This is a genomic window from Photorhabdus sp. S10-54, from assembly GCF_963878145.1.
GTDB lineage: Bacteria > Pseudomonadota > Gammaproteobacteria > Enterobacterales > Enterobacteriaceae > Photorhabdus > Photorhabdus kayaii.
The window spans coordinates 18,439-36,940 of record NZ_CAWNXG010000001.1; the positions used below are offsets into that span (position 1 = coordinate 18,439).

The window sequence follows — 18,502 nt, forward strand, 5'->3', positions numbered from 1 at the left end:
GTTGTAATCAGGAAATTTCATGGAAAATCAACCTAAGTTGAATAGTAGTAAAGAGATTATTGCTTTTTTAGCTGAGCGTTTCCCGCTCTGTTTCGTAGCCGAAGGTGAAGCTCGTCCTTTAAAGATCGGTATTTTTCAAGATATCGTTGAACGTATTCAGGACGAAGAGTGTTTAAGTAAAACACAATTGCGTTCCGCCTTGCGTCTGTACACATCAAGTTGGCGTTACCTGTATGGTGTGAAAGAAGGTGCGCAGCGTGTTGACCTTGATGGTAATTCATGCGGTGAATTGGAAGCGGAACACATTGAGCACGCTCTTCAGCAACTGACTGAAGCTAAAGCACGGGTTCAGGCACAGCGTGCAGAGCAAAGAGCTAAAAAACGTGAAGCTGAAAATGTGGCTGCTGGTGAAAAAAATGAACGGCCCACAGCCAAGAAACCAGCTCCTCGTCGCCGCGCTAATAATACTGAGGGGGAAAAACGGCAGCCACCACGCCAGCAAAAGCGCCCTCAGCAAGCACGTAAACCCGTTGCTAAACCTGTTCAACCTGTACCGATTCAGATTGTCGATGTTTCATCGCTGAAAATTGGTCAGGAAATTAAAGTAAGAGTGGGTAAAAGTTCAGTGGATGCTTCTGTGCTTGAAGTCGCCAAAGATGGTGTACGGGTACAATTGCCTTCCGGTTTGGCAATGATTGTACGCGCAGAACATTTACAGTTCTGATACGGAGGCCGACCTGGGCATGAACAAATTCGTCAAACTGGCTTTTGTCTTAGGTGTTTCAATTTTTGGTACTTGTTATGCAAATACAAACAGTCCAGTGGCTGTTCCTGTTGGTATTGAACAATTACCTATATTGAAGCAAGAGCCTCAGCATTCAACAGTTAGCGAGCGGGTAACATCCCGCTTCACTCGTTCTCATTATCGCCAATTTGATTTAGATGGTGATTTTTCGGCAAAAATATTTGACCGCTATCTTAATATACTGGATTACAGCCATAACATATTATTAGCGTCAGATGTTGCTCAGTATGCCGATAAGAAAAAGTTGTTAGGCAAGGAGTTGGAAAATGGGAATCTGGAAATTCCGTATGACTTGTTTAATTTGTTACAGAAACGTCGCTTTGAGCGTTATCAGTACGCTTTATCGCGTCTTGAACAACCAATGAATTTTGATGGTAACGATACAATTGATGTTGATCGTTCCAAAGCCCCTTGGCCACAGAGTGTGGAAGAGCTAAATAAACTTTGGGATGCTAAAGTTAAATATGATTGGCTCAACCTCAAGCTCAGCGGCAAAGAGGACAAGAAAATCAAAGAGATGCTCACCAAACGCTATCAATCCGCGTTAAAACGTCTGACACAAAGCCAGAGTGAAGATGTTTTCCAATTGATTATGACTGCGTTTGCCCGTGAAATTGATCCTCATACTAATTATCTTTCACCACGCAATACTGAACAGTTTAACTCAGAAATGAGTCTTTCCCTGGAAGGGATTGGTGCTGTTTTGCAAATAGATGATGACTACACGGTCATAAATTCTTTGGTTGCTGGTGGACCTGCCGCCAAAAGCAAAGCATTAAACGTGGGTGATAAGATTATCGGTGTTGCCCAGTCAGGAAAGGCTATGGTGGATATTATTGGCTGGCGTCTGGATGATGTGGTTGCGCTGATTAAAGGTCCTAAAGGGAGTAAAGTGCGGCTTGAGGTTATTTCTGATACCAAAGGAGCAAAACCGCGTACTGTTATTTTAACTCGCGAACAGATCCGTTTGGAAGATCGGGCTGTGAAGATGTCAGTTAAGACAATGGGTCAGGAAAAAGTGGGCGTGCTTGATATCCCGGGTTTTTATGTTGGTTTGACTGATAATGTTAAAACTCAATTACAAAAACTGACCAAACAGCATGTCAGTGCTATTGTCATTGATTTGCGTAGCAATGGTGGTGGTGCGCTGACAGAAGCGGTTTCTTTATCAGGCTTGTTTCTCCCAAGTGGCCCGATTGTCCAGGTTAGAGATAATAATGGGAAAATTCGTCAGGATTCTGATACTGATGAAGTGGTGTACTATAAAGGACCTTTGGTTGTTCTGGTAGACCATTTTAGTGCTTCTGCTTCTGAAATTTTTGCCGCAGCAATGCAGGATTATGGGCGAGCGTTGATTGTTGGTGAACCGACTTTTGGTAAAGGTACAGTTCAGCAATATCGTTCTTTGAGTCGTATTTACGATCAAATGATGCGTCCTGATTGGCCATCACTGGGATCTGTTCAATATACGATTCAGAAGTTTTATCGTGTCAATGGCGGTAGTACTCAGCGTAAAGGGGTTACTCCTGATATCGTAATGCCTACGGGGGTTGATCCGGCAGAAACCGGGGAAAGTTTCGAAGATAATGCTTTGCCTTGGGATAGCATTCCTCCTGCCCATTATACAGGGTCTAAAATTATTGCTGCATTGGTTCCTCAGTTGAATGTTGCTCACAATGCCCGCATTACAACTGATCCAGAATTCAAGTATATCAATGAGGATATTGCTCACTATAAAGCGCTGAAAGAGCATAAAAATATTGTTTCTCTGAACTATGTACAAAGAGAGAAAGAGAATAAAGAAGCGGATGCTCTGAAGTTGAATCGCATAAATGATCGCTTTAAACGCGAGGGTAAAAAACCGTTAACTTCACTGGATGATTTGCCTAAAGATTATCAGGGGCCGGATCCCTATCTTGATGAGTCAGTGAAGATTGCACTTGATTTAGCGCACCAACCTGCTGAGAAAATGTTGGCTAAGTCTAAGTAAAATAATGGGTTAAAGCCTGTTAATGATTAATGCCCAATATCGTTCGCTTGGGATGTTTTGAGTGAATGGTATATTGGGCTACCAGTAATATAAACAGTCTCTTGAAGGTGTTTTTTCTTTTCAGGAAGGATGAATTATTTCACATTTTCTCAGTATTACCAGGTATTGGCGTATTTTGTTTAACCAATTGGTGTTAGGCTAATGTGGTTTTTTTCATGATTTTGTAAAGTTATGTTGGTTTTATCGCTTAACAGGCTAAAAGCCTTGAATATAGTAAGAACAGCCTTATTTATAGAGTAGTTCTGAAAGTGCATTGATTATTAATAAAGGAAGCCGGTTTTTATGATGCGAATTGTTTTGTTCCTCCTCACTAACCTCGCTGTTATGTTGGTGTTCGGGATAATACTTTCTTTGACAGGAATTCAGGGGAGTAGTGTACAAGGTTTGATGATTATGGCTGGTCTGTTCGGATTCGGTGGGGCGTTTGTTTCCCTGTTGATGTCCAAATGGATGGCCCTGCGTTCTGTGGGTGCCCAGGTCATAGAACAGCCAGCAAATGAAGTTGAACATTGGTTAGTTGAAACTGTTCGCCGTCAAGCGGAACAAGTCAATATTGCCATGCCCCAGGTTGCGATTTATGCCGCGCCTGATATTAACGCATTCGCTACCGGAGCGCGTCGTAATGCTTCTCTGGTTGCTGTCAGCACCGGTCTATTGGATAACATGAGTAGGGCAGAAGCAGAAGCTGTTATTGCTCATGAGATTAGTCATATTGCTAATGGTGATATGGTGACGATGACCTTGTTGCAAGGGATAGTAAATACTTTCGTTATCTTTATTTCCCGTCTACTGGCTCAAGCTGTATCAAGTTTCCTGTCTGGCAACAGTGATGAGGAAGAGAGTAACTCCTCGGGCAATCCTATTGTTTACATGGTTGTTTCAATGGTGTTGGAAATAGTATTTGGTATTCTGGCGAGCATTATCACAATGTGGTTCTCACGTTATCGCGAATTCCATGCAGATGCAGGTTCTGCCAAGTTGGTCGGTCGTGAGAAAATGATCGCTGCTTTACAGCGCCTGAAAACCAGTTATGAACCGCAGGAAGAAGGCAGTATGATGGCGTTCTGTATTAATGGTAAGTCAAAAACATTCAGTGAGCTGTTCATGTCTCACCCACCATTGGACAAACGTATTGAAGCACTGCGTAGTGGACAGTACCTGAATAAATAATATTGTGAATAAAATAAAAAGCCGGGGAATCAATTCCGGCTTTTTTACAGTTTTTGAAGTTTAAATTATAGTTGACTTAATTCAACGTGTTCTTCCTGATCGAAGATAGTTTTATCAGTTTGTCCCATCAGTTGGCTGGTAATAGTGCCAGCAGTTATTGAACCACTTACATTCAGTGCCGTACGGCCCATATCAATGAGAGGCTCAACAGAAATCAATAAAGCAATCAACGTTACAGGTAGTCCCATTGCGGGTAAGACAATCAGTGCTGCAAACGTAGCACCGCCGCCCACACCAGCAACGCCAGCAGAGCTGATAGTGACAATGCCAATGAGTGTTGCAATCCACATTGGGTCGAGTGGGTTTATGCCTACTGTTGGAGCAACCATTGCGGCCAACATGGCGGGATAAATTCCGGCACAGCCATTCTGACCAATTGTTGCTCCAAAAGATGCTGAAAAGCTGGCGATTGATTCTGGTACGCCAATACGGAGTGTCTGGGTTTCGACATTCAGTGGAATACTGGCAGCACTGGAACGGCTGGTGAATGCAAAAGTCAACACTGGCCAAGTTTTTTTGAAAAATCTAAGTGGATTGATGCCGAAGAGAGAAAGTAGAAACCCATGAGCAACAAATACTAGTGCTAGTGCAATGTAGGATGCGATAACAAAGGTTCCCAGTTTTGCAATTTCATGGATATTAGAGTTGGCGACAACTTTGGTCATCAGGGCCATAACACCATACGGCGTTAAGCGCATAACCAGACGAACCAGTTTCATTACCCATGCCTGTATAGTGTCGATAGCGACTAATATGCGTTCACCCCTCTCATGATCATCTTTCAACATTTGCAGGGCCGCGATACCTAAGAAGGTTGCGAAAATAACAACGCTGATAACAGAAGTTGGGTTAGCGCCGGTTAAATCTGCGAACGGATTTTTAGGAATAAAAGATAAAATCAATTGTGGTACAGATAAATCAGAGACTTTGCTGACATAGTTGTTTTCGATAGCAGACAGACGTGTTGTTTCTTGGGGACCTTGAATCAGACCTTCAGCAGTCAGGCCGAACAGGTTGATAATCATGATACCGATAAGTGCTGCAATCATTGTAGTGAATAACAACGTTCCGATAGTCAGAAAGCTGATTTTTCCCAGAGAAGATGCTTTGTGTAGTTTGGCGACTGCACTCAAAATAGAGGCAAATATCAGAGGCATAATGACCATTTGTAGAAGTTGTACGTAGCCATTACCTACAATGTTGAACCATGATATGGATTCCTTCACTATGGTATTATCAGAACCATAAATCAGTTGCAGTGCTAAGCCAAAAGTAATGCCAATGGCAAGGCCCGCAAAAACCTTTTTCGACAGATTCCATTGCCGTGAACTGGCTTTTGACAATAGCAAAAGCAGTGCTACGAAGACGAGCACATTCGAAATGAGTGGTAAATTCATCCCCAAACTCCAGAATTCAATTTAGTTAAGTCATAAGCTGTATCGAATCGTGTAGGTTTGCAAACGAACACATTACAACAAGCAGTTGGGGAATATAGTACCAGCTTAAACTATTCTCATTTATAACTATATAGAATTTAATATAATTAATGTGACTTTTAAGATTTATTTTTAGTCAATTAGAGCATTAGAAATAGAGATCTTTGATGCGATTTATATAAAAAAGTATAGAATATTCAATATCTTCTGGTAGAAAAATGGCAATGACAATTAATAAGGCAGAAATAAACCTTTCTGCTTTCTTATTTCCTTGCTTGCCAAGCACAGGTAGACAGAAACGTATTTTGATTGGCCATAATAACGGCACACCAGCAGGTGTTAGCATATCTGCAACCAGATGGCTCAAATAGCCAACAATCATGGCATGGAAAAAATCAGTTGGAATTAGCCACTCTTCGGGTATTTTTAGCCAAAATAAAGTAATCCCTAATATGAGAGCAAGTAAACTGTGAGTAAAGCCTCTATGACCGCAGAGTTTGGCAATAGGAATGGAGATAAATCTGAATAATCTACCCAGGGTTGAATTAGGGTGATCGATGTCGGGTAACAAGGCAGTAAGCAGTACCCCTGGTAGCATATGCAACCAGTCTCCATAAGCTATCTCTGGTGTTATCTCTAGCTTATGTGCCAAGATAATGCTGGCAACTGAAAATAAAAGATGCCCTTCTGCGGTCATAAATTCCTCTGACTAATAACTGTCTATCCATACAGTCGGCGAAGTATAGAGGGTTTTATGTGGGTAAGATAGAGGGTGAAAAGCAAAAATATCTTATTTATTAATATATGACGTTAATATTTAATTAGATTTTTGTTTGGCAGAATAAGACATAAGCGCCACGACTACTATGTGAACAATAAGAAGCTGCCATCGGCATAAATGATGGCAGCTAAAGTTATAATCAGGTGATGTTCATGACAGTGAGTTGCTCGAGAGAATGTAGTTTAATATCTGCGAGAACCCAACTTGGGTCATCAAAGTGATGAGCGGATGGCACAACGATTGAACGCATTCTTGCAGCTTTTGTTGCTATCATTCCATTGAATGAATCTTCCAGGGCCACACAATTTATCGGAGCGACATCCAATTGCTCAGCAGCGCGCAAATAAACTTCGGGATTGGGTTTACTATGAGGTAAGTTGGCAGCAGAAACGACAGTATCAAAATAGTGATTAAGGCTGAACATTTCGAGTACTTGTTCCAACATATATTGTGGAGAAGCTGAGGCTAGGCCGATTTTTAGTCCTTGTTTGCGGCAAAGGTTTAAAGCATATTCAACACCTGGGAGTAAAGGACGGTTTTCTTTTACCAAATCGATAACATGGTCGGTAATTCGCTGTTCCACGTCTGATTTTGATGCCCCTTGCCAGGGAGAAGCCTGATACCAAAGTTCCACAACTTGGTCAATTCGCAATCCAAGAGTATCTGGTAGTTTTTCTGCTAAAGAGAAATCCAGACCTAATTCACTAAATACTTCTTTTTCTCCTTGGGTCCAATAGGGTTCAGAGTCAATCAGTAAGCCGTCCATATCGAAAATGGCTGCTTTTATTGGTAAATGAAAAGACATTTAAGTATCTCTCTTTGGTCAGACAGTTAGCGAAAGCTGATTGTAACAATCTCAGTAGGTGAAATCTTTTCCTGATCGGGAACATGGTAAGAAATGCTTAGTTAATTAAATATAAAGTTAAATTTGGTGATTGATGGGCTATGATTAGCCAAAAATAAAATCTGCTTATTGTTATGAGGGGTATCGATGACTTACCAAAAAGCCGGATACATCGCTATTATTAAGCGAGTTTTAGGTTGGGTGATTTTTGTTCCGGCACTTTTATCGACCATTGTTTCTGTGATTAATCTTGCCTGGCTGCACGGTATTAAAGGTGATGGTATCAATGCTGTTTTGAATGATTTCCTGAAAATGATGGCTGAAATGGTGCGTTTTAATACCCCATTTCTGGATTTCTTCTGGAAAAACTCACCAACACCTGATCGTCTGGCTGGTTTTACCGGATCAACGCTTGGTTTCCTGATTATCTATTTTCTTATTTTTTTCGGCCTTGCTATGAGTGCGTCAGGTCAACGGATATACAGACAAGTGAAGTTTATACGAGAAAACATTGAAGATCAGCTTATTATTGAAAAAGCTAAAGGCAATGATGGCCTGACGAGAGAACAGATTGAATTAAAAATTAAACTTCCTCGTCATACACTGTTCAGTCAGATTTATATCTTATATATTTCACCGGTAATTATCGGTGGAATTTTTTATTTTCTATTGAAAATCTTAGGCTGGTAGATTCTCCGGTTGGCTATAGCTGCGGAATAAGTATTTTCGCAGCCTGATTACCCATCTATTGGCTATTTTCAGTCAAAATATTATCGAGAATATTTTGAACCGCAATAAGATTATCACCACCAAATAGATTACTCCGGTTAAGCAAATAATAGAGCTGATACACAGGTTGCCGTTCAATAAAGTTGGCAGGGAGTGGCCATATGCTCTGATAGCCATCAAAAATTTGCATTGGTAAGTCAGGGTATAACGGTAACATAGCGAAATCACATTCACGATCTCCCCAATAACAGGCTGGGTCGAAGGCAACGGCTTGGTCATCTAGTGAAGCACAATTAGCTGGCCAGAGATCGCCATGTAACAGAGAGGGTTGTGGCTGATGGTGTTGAAGTTTGTTACTTATAGCTTGAACGATATTATCAATATCACCAAATATCATGTTTTTTTCTGCTGCGATTTGTAATTGCCAACCAACCCGCTTTTCCGCATAAAATTGGTGCCAACGTCGTTGCCAGCCATTAGGTTGTGGAGTTGTTGCCAGCATATTGTCAAAGTCAAAGCCGAATTGAGGTTGCTCACTCCATTGATGAAGTTTTGCCAGTTGTTGACCGAAGCAATAGGCACTGTGAGGGTCGAAAGATTTTAAAGGCAGAAATTCAAGCAATAGAAAGCTATGGTCACGGGTGTTGCCAATACCATAAACAGTTGGAACACGGATAGTTTGGCTGCGTGCCAGGAGTTCAAGCTGTTCTGATTCTGCTTTGAAGACAGGGAGCATCTCGCGCAGATTTGATTTGACAAAAACTTGTCGTTTTCCATGTGTGACTCGCCAAGCTTGGTGGATGTCCCCTCCGGCTAACTCAGTTTTATCGTGAATTTCAGCAACACCGAAATGTTCGTTTAACAAACGATTTACTGTCTGCCACATGGTTCACCTCTCTATGTCGTCAATTACTTTATGAACAATTATAGTCAGAGAAAACATATGATCAGGTAAAAAAGATGATTAACAGGGTTATATCTCAAAACAGATATAACCCTTTTTGTTATTGATTGGGTTCGTTAGAGATTTGTAGGGCTGCTTGATACGTTTTACGTTTGGATTTTGTTCTTACAAGTTTTATCTGACTGTAAGCCAGTGCCAGTGTAAAGAAGATAGCCTGAACAATAACAATGCATGGCCCCGTTGCACCATCAATGTGGAAACTGACCAGAGTACCCAGGACACAGGAACTGACTGATGCAATGATAGCGACAATTAACATTCGGTCAAAACTGCGGCATAACATGAAAGCGATGATTCCCGGTGATATCAACATTGCGATAACCAAAATCATTCCCACGGCTTGCAGGGAAGCGACAATGGTCATTGACAATAGACAAAGTAAACCGTAATGCAAAAGCTTAACAGGTAATCCCACTACGCGTGCTTGGTTTGGATCGAAGCAGTAAAGCATGAAGTCTTTGCGCTTTAGCAGTACTACCGCCATAGTGATACAGGTAATCCATAATGTTTGATTCAATTCATCTTTAGTGATCCCTAGAATATTTCCGAACAGAATATGAGTGAGATGTTGGTCAGTGTCTATTCGGGCAAAAAGAACTAAACCAAAGGCAAACATGCCTGAAAAGACAATTCCCATGACAGTATCTTCTTTTATCCGGCTATGTTCTTTCAAATATCCTGTTGCAACAGCACAAAAGATACCGGAAAAGAATGCGCCAATAGCCAGCGGTATACCAGCAGCGAAAGCTAGTACAATGCCTGGTAATACAGCGTGAGAGATGGCATCACCCATTAACGACCAGCCCTTAAGAACCAGATAACAAGAGAGTATTGCACATACCGCGCCTGTTACAATAGCAGCAAATACCGCCCGTTGCATAAATGGAAACATAAACGGCTCAGTGATTAACTGTGTCAACTCATTCATAATTGTGTTGTCTCCTGAGCCAAGGCTGAGGATTCTTTTCTGGCACGTATACGTGAAGCGAATAGCCCATGCTTTGGTGCAAAGAAGAATGCGAGTAGGAAAATAACGGTTTGCAGCGTGACAATGACACCACCAGTAGCGCCGTTAAGGAAAAAGCTTAGGTAAGCGCCAAATGCACTGGTCAGGGAACCAATAGTAACGGCAATGATCAGCAGGTGCTTAAAACGATCTGTTAATAAGTAAGCTGTTGCGCCTGGAGTGACAACCATTGCAATCACCAGAATAGCGCCGACAGTTTGTAAAGCTGCGACAGTACAAGCACTCAACAAAGTAAAAAAAATGATTTTCATCCGCAAGGGGGATAAGCCGATAGAGCGAGCATGCGTTTCATCAAAAAATACAATTAGCAAATCTTTCCAGATAAACATGAGCACGATAAATGAAATCGCAATAATGATTTCAACTTGGAGAACATCTTCATCAGCGATGCCAAGGATATTGCCGAAAATAATGGTTTGTACGTTAACCGATGTAGGATTGAGGGAAACGATTAATAAGCCGACCGCAAAGAAAGTGGAAAAAATGAACCCGATTACTGCATCTTCACGTAAGCGAGTGATATGACGAACTAAAGTCATAGACAGAGCTGCCAGCATTCCGGTAAAAAAAGCACCACCTGCATAAGGAAGACCTAGCGCATAAGCACCAGCGACGCCAGGCACAACTGAGTGAGAGAGCGCGTCTCCCATCAATGACCAGCCTTTTAACATCAGGTAGGAAGAAAGGAAGGCACAGACGGCACCGACGATGGCACTAACCCAGATGGCTTTTACCATGTAATTGTAGTGAAAAGGTTGCAGCAAAAGCTCTGTCATGATTGACGCTTCTCCTTATGCTGACCTTGCCTTGGCGGAACATGATGATCATGACCATAAAATACGGCTGCGCGTTCATCATCAGTAATAACAGTCAAGGAGCGTGGATCATCATCATCATGTAATTCCGGACCGGATAGATTAATATGACGAAGTACTCCACCAAAAGTCATCTCTAAATTTTTTTGGGTGAACGTTGTTTCTGTTGGGCCACTTGCTAGAACCGTTCGGTTGATTAGGATAACATGATCGCAGAATTCAGGCACGCTACCGAGGTTATGTGTAGAAACCAGAACCAGATGGCCCTCATCACGTAAATCACACAACAGGTCAATGATGGCATTCTCTGTTTTTACATCAACACCAGTAAAAGGTTCATCTAGTAATAGAACTTTACCTTCCTGAGCCAGAGCCCTTGCAAGAAAAACCCGTTTTTTTTGTCCGCCTGAGAGTTCGCCAATCTGTCGGTTGCGTAGGGCCGTTAAGCCGACACGTTCAAGTGCTTTATCAACAGCTTGGTGATCTATTTTACTTGGGATTCTCAGGAATCCCATTTTCCCATAGCGGCCCATCATAACGACATCAGAAACCAATACTGGAAAGTTCCAGTCGACTTCTTCTGTTTGAGGGACATATGCAATAATATTTTTCTTCAACGCATTTTTGACTGGCATATCACTCAGAGTTACTTTTCCCTGAGATGGGCTTACCAGTCCCATGATAGTCTTAAACAATGTGGATTTACCACTACCGTTAATGCCCACCAACGCACAAATAGTTCCACCGGTGATAGAAAAACTTGCATCATAAATAGCTGTGTGACCGTTGTTATAAGTCACAGTGGCGTCATCAACGACTAAATGAGGACGTTCAAACAGTATATTGCTATTCATTGATTAAATCCTTTTGCGATTGTATCTACAGTTTTGTTCAGTAAATCAATGTAAGTTGGTACCGGGCCAGTACTGCCGGAGAGTGAATCTACATAAAGAACGCCACCATAACGGGCGTCTGTTTCTTTACTGACTTGTTTTGCGGGTTTATCTGAAATTGTACTTTCGCTAAATACAACTGGGATTTTGTTTGCTCTTACAGTATCAATGACATGACGAACTTGTTGTGGTGAACCTTGTTCTTCCGCATTAATTGGCCATAGATAAACTTCCTTGAATTGGTAATCTTTAGCTAAATAACTAAAAGCCCCTTCACTGGTGACTAACCAACGTTGATCCTGTGGAATACGAGAAAGACGTTCTCTCAGTGGAGAATCCAGTTGGGCGATTTTTTCAGCATAGGCTTTGGCATTCTTATTATAAATTTCTGTATTTTCAGGATCGTATTTCACAAATGCTTGGCGAATATTCTCAATATAGATTAAAGCATTTGTGGGTGACATCCAAGCGTGAGGATTAGGGTTCCCGTTGTAAGGCCCTTCACGGATAGGTAGTGGTTCAATGCCGTCAGTAATGACAACGGCAGGTACATCTTTAAGGTTTTCAAAGAAGCGTTCAAACCAGCGTTCTAGATTTAGCCCATTCCAAAGGATCAAATCAGCATGTTGAGATTTTATAATATCTTTGGGGGTGGGTTGGTAATCATGGATTTCGGCACCAGGTTTAGTAATTGATTCAACAATCGCCGCATCACCTGCTACGTTTTGTGCAATATCTTGGATAATAGTAAAGGTCGTGACAACTTTAAATTGTTTGGCGGCGGATACCTGATGACTAAATAGAATTACAGATAAGAGAATCAACATAATTCCCAGAACAGGAGGAGAAAGTAAAAGCAGAGAAAGTTTTTTCTTCATAAATTCAAACCTTACTTGTTATAAGTATATGATAACGATTATCAATATCATTTAAGTAAAGTCAAGATGATAAAATTTGGAAACAGCGATTGTCGCAATAGTCATTCCATATGATATGAACACGAATACAGTGAAAAGTTAAGTAAAAATATTTTTAGATCGTAAACGAAATTGTATATGCTGCGCTGTAGCAAAATTTGATCCAGAGGATTATAGGGTGAAATTAAGACTGAGCTTTATGGCACTGGTCGTGCTGTTAGTCGTCGGTTGTGCTGAGAGAAATGTTCAGCAAACAAATGTTGGTAAACAGTCCGGTCAGCAACGTATGCTTAGCAATACTGCCAACGCAGCTAGAATTTCTTCTTTCCCGCCGACGCCTTTTGATACCTTTATTCAACAGGCATCCAATCGGTACGGCGTTGATGAAACTCTGATCAGAGCGATTATTCAAGTTGAATCCGGTTTTCGTCCTAATGCAGTCAGTAAATCGAATGCAATTGGTCTTATGCAAATTAAAGCATCGACAGCAGGGCGGGATGTGTATCGACAGAAAGGGCGTTCTGGTCAGCCAACAACTCGTGAGTTGAAAGATCCTAAAACTAATATTGATCTTGGCACTGCTTATATCAGTATCTTGAAGGAGCAACATCTGGCAGGTATTGATAACCCTGAGACTCTCCACTACGCCACTATTGTTGCCTACGTAAATGGTGCGGGTGCTCTTTTGCGTACTTTTAATGCAGATCGTCAATTAGCTGTCAATAAAATAAACAGCATGACACCGGATGAGTTTTATCGGTATGTTCAGGATAATCATCCAGCACCTCAGGCTCCACGCTATTTGTGGAAGGTGAAAAAGGCTTATCGTTAACAACAAGCCGCCCGTGGCAATTTGCGTCGCGAGTTCGCCAGAGCGGATAGCAACCCGCAAGTACCGGCATTAACCCCACGCCATCTGGCGTATGTGATTTATACCTCCGGCTCGACCAGCATACCAAAGGGGTGATGGTCGAACATATTTTAGTCTGTTAGAGAATAATGAGGATAAAGTCGTTTTGGTTCAGGCTTTAAATATGGTGTTGGCAGAGGGTTGTAACGAAGAGGTTCAGTAATGGCTTAAATAGACTAAAACGATCCTGTATCCGTATGATAATCTGGCATATATAACTTATGCCGGGTTTTTCTATATATGTCTTGATTAGATGGATTCGACTAATAAATGCAAATGATTTTACCCATACTAAACATCGCCGTGACCTGACTGGTTGTTGGTGGTATATTTTCGCGATGTTTCGGTATTGAAGGTAGTCACTTTTTACATTGTGTACCAATTTTAGTACCAAACTTTAATGGATTGACGAGATAATAATTTAAATCGTTATTTTAGTTGAATATCAAACTCCTTCAAGTGACCTTTCGTGTGGGTCACCACTGTAGATAAGGATTTTAAATGCCTGTTGTTACTCTTCCTGACGGTAGCCAACGCCAGTTTGACCATGCCGTTTCTGTAATGGATGTTGCCTGTGATATTGGTCCGGGTTTAGCGAAAGCATGTATTGCTGGCCGCGTAAATGGTGAGCTAGTGGATGCTTGTGAATTAATCGATTCAGATGCCAATCTTGCCATCATCACCAGTAAAGATGATGCAGGGCTGGAAATTATCCGCCATTCATGCGCTCATCTGTTAGGCCATGCAATTAAACAATTATGGCCAGATACTAAAATGGCTATCGGTCCAATTATTGATAATGGTTTTTACTATGATGTTGATCTTGGTCGTGCTCTGACGCAGGAAGATATTGAACTGCTTGAAAAGCGGATGTTGGAACTTGCCAAAAAAGACTATGACGTCATCAAGAAAAAAGTGAACTGGCAAGAAGCTCGTGATACCTTCGTTGCTCGTGGTGAGGATTATAAAGTACAAATTTTGGATGAAAACATCAGTCGAGATGATCGTCCTGGTCTCTATAATCATGAAGAATATATTGATATGTGCCGTGGCCCACATGTGCCAAATATGCGTTTCTGCCATCATTTTAAATTGCAGAAAGTCGCAGGGGCATATTGGCGTGGTGATAGCAACAATAAAATGTTGCAGCGGATATACGGTACTGCGTGGGCTGATAAGAAACAGCTCAATACTTATCTGCAACGTTTGGAAGAAGCGGCCAAACGTGACCATCGTAAAATTGGTAAACAATTAGATCTTTACCACATGCAGGAAGAAGCTCCAGGTATGGCATTCTGGCATAATGATGGTTGGACTATTTTCCGTGAGCTGGAAACTTTTGTCCGGACCAAACTGAAAGAATATCAATATCAGGAAGTTAAAGGTCCGTTTATGATGGACCGTGTCATGTGGGAGAGAACGGGTCACTGGGAAAACTACGGTGAGCATATGTTTACCACTTCTTCAGAGAACCGTGAATATTGCGTTAAGCCGATGAACTGCCCAGGGCATATTCAGATTTTTAACCAAGGCTTAAAATCTTACCGTGATTTACCGTTACGTATGGCTGAGTTCGGTAGTTGTCACCGTAATGAACCATCAGGGGCATTACATGGTTTGATGCGGGTTCGTGGTTTTACTCAGGATGATGCTCATATCTTCTGTACAGAAGAGCAAATTCACCGGGAAGTCAGCAATTGCATTAAGATGGTGTATGACGTTTACAGCACTTTTGGTTTTGAAAAGATCATAGTTAAGCTGTCAACCCGCCCGGAAAAGCGCATTGGTACTGAAGAACAATGGAATCAAGCGGAAGACGCTTTGGCGGCAGCACTACAAGAAAATGGCGTGCAATTTGAATATCAGCCAGGTGAAGGTGCCTTCTACGGACCGAAAATTGAATTTACTTTGCATGATTGTTTGGATCGTGCGTGGCAATGTGGTACTGTGCAACTCGATTTTTCACTACCAGGTCGTTTGAATGCATCCTACGTAGGTGAAAATAATGAACGTAAAGTTCCTGTAATGATTCACCGTGCGGTTCTGGGTTCACTGGAACGGTTTATCGGCATCCTAACTGAGGAGTATGCGGGTTTCTTCCCAACATGGATTGCCCCGCAGCAGGTAGTGGTGATGAATATCACCGATAGCCAGGCTGATTATGTACAGGAATTAGTAAAAAAGTTTCAAGATGCTGGCATTCGTGCAAAAGCAGACTTGAGAAACGAGAAGATTGGCTTTAAAATCCGTGAACACACTCTACGTCGTGTTCCCTACATGCTTGTCTGTGGTGAAAAAGAGGTCGAATCAGGGAAAGTTTCCGTTCGTACCCGCCGTGGTAAAGATTTGGGTAGCATTGATGTTAACGAGTTCATCGAAAAACTGCTTATAGAAATACGCAGTCGTAATCTTCATCAATTGGAGGAATAAGGTATTAAAGGCGGAAAAAGAATTCAAACAGCGCGTCCTAATCGCATTAATGGAGAAATTCGCGCTTCTGAAGTTCGTTTAACAGGTTTAGATGGCGAACAGATTGGCATTGTCAGTCTGAGGGAAGCTCTTGAAAAAGCTGAGGAAGCGGGTGTTGATTTAGTTGAAATCAGCCCGAATGCCGAGCCGCCGGTTTGCCGTATTATGGATTACGGCAAGTTCCTCTATGAGAAGAGTAAGTCGATCAAAGAGCAGAAGAAAAAACAAAAAGTTATTCAGGTTAAGGAAATTAAATTCCGTCCTGGTACAGATGAAGGCGACTATCAGGTCAAACTACGCAACCTGGTTCGTTTTCTGGAAGATGGCGATAAAGCCAAAATCACCCTGCGTTTCCGTGGGCGTGAAATGGCACACCAACAGATTGGTATCGAAATGCTTAACCGCATTCGCGACGATCTGGATGAATTGGCGGTAGTCGAATCCTTCCCTTCGAAGATTGAAGGCCGTCAGATGATAATGGTGCTCGCTCCTAAGAAGAAATAGTTAGGCAATCAAGTAATAAGCTCCAGTCGGTTCATCTGGTTGGGGCTTGTTCGCCTGATTAATTCATTGTAATTCACAATGCGAAGTGGAAATTAAAATGCCAAAGATTAAAACAGTACGCGGCGCCGCTAAACGTTTTAAAAAAACTGCAAGTGGCGGTTTTAAGCGTAAGCGCGCTAACCTTCGTCACATTCTGACTAAGAAATCAACCAAGCGTAAACGTCATTTACGTCCAAAGGGCATGGTCTCCAAAGGTGATCTGGGCCTGGTTGTTGCTTGCTTGCCGTACGCATAAGCAATTTTTAGATTAGAACTCAGAGACGATAGGAGAAGTATATGGCTCGCGTAAAACGTGGTGTTGTCGCCCGTGCACGTCACAAGAAAATTTTAAAGCAAGCGAAAGGTTACTACGGTGCCCGTTCGCGCGTTTACCGTGTTGCCTTTCAGGCAGTAATTAAAGCAGGGCAGTACGCTTACCGTGACCGTCGTCAGCGTAAACGTCAGTTCCGTCAACTGTGGATTGCACGTATCAACGCTGCTGCACGTCAGAATGGTTTGTCTTACAGCCGTTTCATCGATGGTCTGAAAAAAGCCTCTATTGAAATCGACCGTAAGATCCTGGCTGACATCGCTGTGTTTGACAAAGTGGCATTTGCTGCTTTAGTTGAAAAAGCGAAGAGCGCTCTGGCATAAGTTAGAGTAGTAAGAGGGGGGCATGCTCCCTCTTTTACTTTGTTGTCAGATGTAGCTTACGAGAGAGAGTCGTTGCCAAAAAAGAGTTTTACTCTGAGAGAACTAACATTATGTCTTTAGCTTTTTTTCGCATCTTTTTTTACTTTAGCACCTGAATTCAGGGGGCTTTGCGCGTAAGAAAAGAAACGAAAAGTAGCGCCTGAGCCTCCGTTGTGGAGGCTTTTTTGTTTTTATGACAGTAAAAACAGAAATAGGTATACCCTATGGATTTCAAGGTGCTTCGCGACGGCAAGGGAGCGAATCCCCGGGAGCATAGGTAACTATGTGACCGGGGTGAGCGAGTGCAGCCAACAAAGAGGCAACTTGAAAGATAACGGGTATATATGAAGGTCATTAACGATCATTACTAGCAGGCCGTTAGGCCGAAGGAAGAGGAAAACGATGCCACATCTCGCTGAACTGGTTGCAAACGCAAGAGCAGCCATAGAAGATGCCCAGGATGTTGCTGCGTTGGATTTGGTGCGTGTTGAATATTTAGGCAAAAAAGGCCATTTAACTCTCCAAATGTCATCGCTGCGTGATCTGCCGGTCGAAGAGCGCCCAGCAGCAGGGGCGGTTATTAATCAGGCTAAGCAAGAAGTCCAGGAAGCTCTAAATATCCGTAAAGAAAAACTGGAGACTGACCTTCTGAACTTCCGTTTAGCAGCGGAAAAGATTGATGTATCATTGCCGGGTCGCCGTATGGAAAATGGTGGACTACATCCGGTTAACCGCACAATAGAGCGTATTGAGACTTTCTTTGGTGAATTAGGGTTTTCTGTAGAATCAGGCCCTGAGATTGAAGATGATTATCATAATTTCGATGCGCTGAATATTCCTGCTCACCATCCTGCACGTGCTGATCATGATACTTTCTGGTTTGATGCCAAGCGTTTGTTGCGTACTCAGACTTCAGGTGTTCAGGTTAGAACTATGCACAGTCAACAGCCGCCAATTCGCGTCATTGCACCGGGGCGCGTGTATCGTAATGACTACGATCAGACACACACGCCCATGTTCCATCAGGTGGAAGGTTTGATTATTGATCGTGATATCAGTTTTACCAACCTGAAAGGAACGTTGCACGATTTCCTGACTAACTTTTTTGAAGAAGATTTGCAGGTTCGTTTCCGACCTTCTTACTTTCCATTTACAGAACCTTCGGCGGAAGTTGATATAATGGGTAAAAACGGCAAATGGCTGGAAGTGTTGGGTTGCGGTATGGTTCATCCTAATGTATTGCATAATGTTGGCCTTGATCCTGAAATTTATTCTGGTTTTGCTTTCGGCATGGGAGTGGAGCGTCTGACAATGTTACGTTACGGTGTAACTGATTTGCGCGCGTTCTTCGAAAATGATCTGCGTTTTCTCAAACAGTTTAAATAAGGGCGGGAAT

General features: G+C 42.2%; 19 protein-coding genes and 1 other annotated feature. Of the genes, 11 read left to right on the forward strand and 8 right to left on the reverse strand.

The window, feature by feature from the left end:
- The first annotated feature begins 19 nt into the window (after positions 1 to 19).
- From proQ to htpX, 3 genes are all read left to right on the forward strand, one after another.
- Positions 20 to 724 carry an RNA chaperone ProQ gene (proQ, locus tag AACQ83_RS00125; protein WP_112875711.1) on the forward strand — a complete coding sequence of 235 codons (705 nt, stop codon included), beginning with the start codon at positions 20 to 22 and terminating at the stop codon, positions 722 to 724.
- 19 nt (positions 725 to 743) lie between these two features.
- On the forward strand, positions 744 to 2,795 hold the full coding sequence (prc, locus tag AACQ83_RS00130) for a carboxy terminal-processing peptidase (RefSeq protein ID WP_112875712.1): 2,052 nt from the start codon (positions 744 to 746) through the stop codon (positions 2,793 to 2,795).
- 342 nt (positions 2,796 to 3,137) lie between these two features.
- Entirely contained in the window at positions 3,138 to 4,025 is an 888-nt protein-coding gene (gene htpX, locus AACQ83_RS00135; protein ID WP_112875713.1) for a protease HtpX, read from the forward strand.
- A 65-nt stretch (positions 4,026 to 4,090) separates the two neighbouring features.
- Here the strand turns inward: htpX and AACQ83_RS00140 are convergent, their stop codons facing one another.
- The 3 genes from AACQ83_RS00140 to hxpB form a co-directional block, all read right to left on the reverse strand.
- Positions 4,091 to 5,482, reverse strand: a complete 1,392-nt coding sequence (locus AACQ83_RS00140) for an L-cystine transporter (protein ID WP_192880953.1) — start codon at positions 5,480 to 5,482, stop codon at positions 4,091 to 4,093.
- Between the two features lie 187 nt (positions 5,483 to 5,669).
- Positions 5,670 to 6,218, reverse strand: a complete 549-nt coding sequence (locus AACQ83_RS00145) for a metal-dependent hydrolase (RefSeq protein ID WP_112875715.1) — start codon at positions 6,216 to 6,218, stop codon at positions 5,670 to 5,672.
- A 223-nt stretch (positions 6,219 to 6,441) separates the two neighbouring features.
- Positions 6,442 to 7,107, reverse strand: coding sequence for a hexitol phosphatase HxpB (hxpB, locus tag AACQ83_RS00150; protein WP_112875716.1), 666 nt, complete (start codon positions 7,105 to 7,107; stop codon positions 6,442 to 6,444).
- 186 nt (positions 7,108 to 7,293) lie between these two features.
- Between hxpB and AACQ83_RS00155 the strand changes: the two genes are divergently transcribed.
- On the forward strand, positions 7,294 to 7,836 hold the full coding sequence (locus AACQ83_RS00155; RefSeq protein ID WP_112875717.1) for a YniB family protein: 543 nt from the start codon (positions 7,294 to 7,296) through the stop codon (positions 7,834 to 7,836).
- 55 nt (positions 7,837 to 7,891) lie between these two features.
- Here AACQ83_RS00155 and AACQ83_RS00160 read toward each other — a convergent pair whose 3' ends face one another.
- The 5 genes from AACQ83_RS00160 to AACQ83_RS00180 form a co-directional block, all read right to left on the reverse strand.
- The gene (locus AACQ83_RS00160; RefSeq protein WP_112875718.1) at positions 7,892 to 8,761 is read right to left on the reverse strand and encodes a fructosamine kinase family protein; all 870 of its coding nucleotides are present in this window, start codon (positions 8,759 to 8,761) and stop codon (positions 7,892 to 7,894) included.
- A 118-nt stretch (positions 8,762 to 8,879) separates the two neighbouring features.
- Complete coding sequence (locus tag AACQ83_RS00165) at positions 8,880 to 9,767, reverse strand: metal ABC transporter permease (RefSeq protein ID WP_112875719.1); 888 nt, start codon at positions 9,765 to 9,767, stop codon at positions 8,880 to 8,882.
- Positions 9,764 to 10,642, reverse strand: coding sequence for a metal ABC transporter permease (locus AACQ83_RS00170; protein ID WP_112875720.1), 879 nt, complete (start codon positions 10,640 to 10,642; stop codon positions 9,764 to 9,766). The genes AACQ83_RS00165 and AACQ83_RS00170 overlap by 4 nt, the downstream gene beginning before the upstream one ends.
- Positions 10,639 to 11,535 carry a manganese/iron ABC transporter ATP-binding protein gene (locus AACQ83_RS00175; protein ID WP_112875721.1) on the reverse strand — a complete coding sequence of 299 codons (897 nt, stop codon included), beginning with the start codon at positions 11,533 to 11,535 and terminating at the stop codon, positions 10,639 to 10,641. Before AACQ83_RS00175 ends, AACQ83_RS00170 begins: the two co-directional genes overlap by 4 nt.
- On the reverse strand, positions 11,532 to 12,452 hold the full coding sequence (locus tag AACQ83_RS00180; RefSeq protein ID WP_112875722.1) for a metal ABC transporter substrate-binding protein: 921 nt from the start codon (positions 12,450 to 12,452) through the stop codon (positions 11,532 to 11,534). The genes AACQ83_RS00175 and AACQ83_RS00180 overlap by 4 nt, the downstream gene beginning before the upstream one ends.
- A 238-nt stretch (positions 12,453 to 12,690) precedes the next feature.
- On the opposite strand from AACQ83_RS00180, the gene AACQ83_RS00185 reads away from it, so the two are divergent.
- The 7 genes from AACQ83_RS00185 to pheS all read left to right on the forward strand — a co-directional run bounded on the left by AACQ83_RS00185 (position 12,691) and on the right by pheS (position 18,492).
- Positions 12,691 to 13,323 carry a transglycosylase SLT domain-containing protein gene (locus AACQ83_RS00185; protein ID WP_112875900.1) on the forward strand — a complete coding sequence of 211 codons (633 nt, stop codon included), beginning with the start codon at positions 12,691 to 12,693 and terminating at the stop codon, positions 13,321 to 13,323.
- 21 nt (positions 13,324 to 13,344) lie between these two features.
- Positions 13,345 to 13,458, forward strand: coding sequence for an AMP-binding protein (locus tag AACQ83_RS24490; RefSeq protein WP_112875723.1), 114 nt, complete (start codon positions 13,345 to 13,347; stop codon positions 13,456 to 13,458).
- A 444-nt stretch (positions 13,459 to 13,902) separates the two neighbouring features.
- Positions 13,903 to 15,831, forward strand: a complete 1,929-nt coding sequence (thrS, locus tag AACQ83_RS00190) for a threonine--tRNA ligase (protein WP_112875724.1) — start codon at positions 13,903 to 13,905, stop codon at positions 15,829 to 15,831.
- 3 nt (positions 15,832 to 15,834) lie between these two features.
- Positions 15,835 to 16,374, forward strand: a complete 540-nt coding sequence (gene infC, locus AACQ83_RS00195; protein ID WP_112875725.1) for a translation initiation factor IF-3 — start codon at positions 15,835 to 15,837, stop codon at positions 16,372 to 16,374.
- Positions 16,375 to 16,471: 97 nt separating this feature from the next.
- Positions 16,472 to 16,669: a 50S ribosomal protein L35 gene (gene rpmI / locus AACQ83_RS00200; protein WP_011146889.1), complete on the forward strand. Its 198-nt coding sequence runs from the start codon at positions 16,472 to 16,474 to the stop codon at positions 16,667 to 16,669.
- Positions 16,670 to 16,710: 41 nt separating this feature from the next.
- Positions 16,711 to 17,067 (forward strand): 50S ribosomal protein L20, encoded by a 357-nt coding sequence (rplT, locus tag AACQ83_RS00205; RefSeq protein ID WP_011146888.1) that lies wholly within the window; start codon positions 16,711 to 16,713, stop codon positions 17,065 to 17,067.
- 104 nt (positions 17,068 to 17,171) lie between these two features.
- Positions 17,172 to 17,296: a sequence feature (Phe leader region), on the forward strand.
- Between the two features lie 212 nt (positions 17,297 to 17,508).
- Entirely contained in the window at positions 17,509 to 18,492 is a 984-nt protein-coding gene (pheS, locus tag AACQ83_RS00210) for a phenylalanine--tRNA ligase subunit alpha (RefSeq protein WP_112875726.1), read from the forward strand.
- The last annotated feature ends 10 nt before the right edge of the window (positions 18,493 to 18,502 follow it).

Coding starts and splice junctions, on each gene's coding strand:
- AACQ83_RS00140 (WP_192880953.1), bottom strand. CDS start 5,482: ATGAATTTACCACTCATTTCGAATGTGCTCGTCTTCGTAGCACTGCTT.
- htpX (WP_112875713.1), top strand. CDS start 3,138: ATGATGCGAATTGTTTTGTTCCTCCTCACTAACCTCGCTGTTATGTTG.
- rpmI (WP_011146889.1), top strand. CDS start 16,472: ATGCCAAAGATTAAAACAGTACGCGGCGCCGCTAAACGTTTTAAAAAA.
- proQ (WP_112875711.1), top strand. CDS start 20: ATGGAAAATCAACCTAAGTTGAATAGTAGTAAAGAGATTATTGCTTTT.
- AACQ83_RS00160 (WP_112875718.1), bottom strand. CDS start 8,761: ATGTGGCAGACAGTAAATCGTTTGTTAAACGAACATTTCGGTGTTGCT.
- AACQ83_RS00165 (WP_112875719.1), bottom strand. CDS start 9,767: ATGAATGAGTTGACACAGTTAATCACTGAGCCGTTTATGTTTCCATTT.
- AACQ83_RS00145 (WP_112875715.1), bottom strand. CDS start 6,218: ATGACCGCAGAAGGGCATCTTTTATTTTCAGTTGCCAGCATTATCTTG.
- prc (WP_112875712.1), top strand. CDS start 744: ATGAACAAATTCGTCAAACTGGCTTTTGTCTTAGGTGTTTCAATTTTT.
- AACQ83_RS00180 (WP_112875722.1), bottom strand. CDS start 12,452: ATGAAGAAAAAACTTTCTCTGCTTTTACTTTCTCCTCCTGTTCTGGGA.
- pheS (WP_112875726.1), top strand. CDS start 17,509: ATGCCACATCTCGCTGAACTGGTTGCAAACGCAAGAGCAGCCATAGAA.
- AACQ83_RS00155 (WP_112875717.1), top strand. CDS start 7,294: ATGACTTACCAAAAAGCCGGATACATCGCTATTATTAAGCGAGTTTTA.
- AACQ83_RS00185 (WP_112875900.1), top strand. CDS start 12,691: ATGGCACTGGTCGTGCTGTTAGTCGTCGGTTGTGCTGAGAGAAATGTT.
- rplT (WP_011146888.1), top strand. CDS start 16,711: ATGGCTCGCGTAAAACGTGGTGTTGTCGCCCGTGCACGTCACAAGAAA.
- AACQ83_RS00170 (WP_112875720.1), bottom strand. CDS start 10,642: ATGACAGAGCTTTTGCTGCAACCTTTTCACTACAATTACATGGTAAAA.
- hxpB (WP_112875716.1), bottom strand. CDS start 7,107: ATGTCTTTTCATTTACCAATAAAAGCAGCCATTTTCGATATGGACGGC.
- thrS (WP_112875724.1), top strand. CDS start 13,903: ATGCCTGTTGTTACTCTTCCTGACGGTAGCCAACGCCAGTTTGACCAT.
- AACQ83_RS00175 (WP_112875721.1), bottom strand. CDS start 11,535: ATGAATAGCAATATACTGTTTGAACGTCCTCATTTAGTCGTTGATGAC.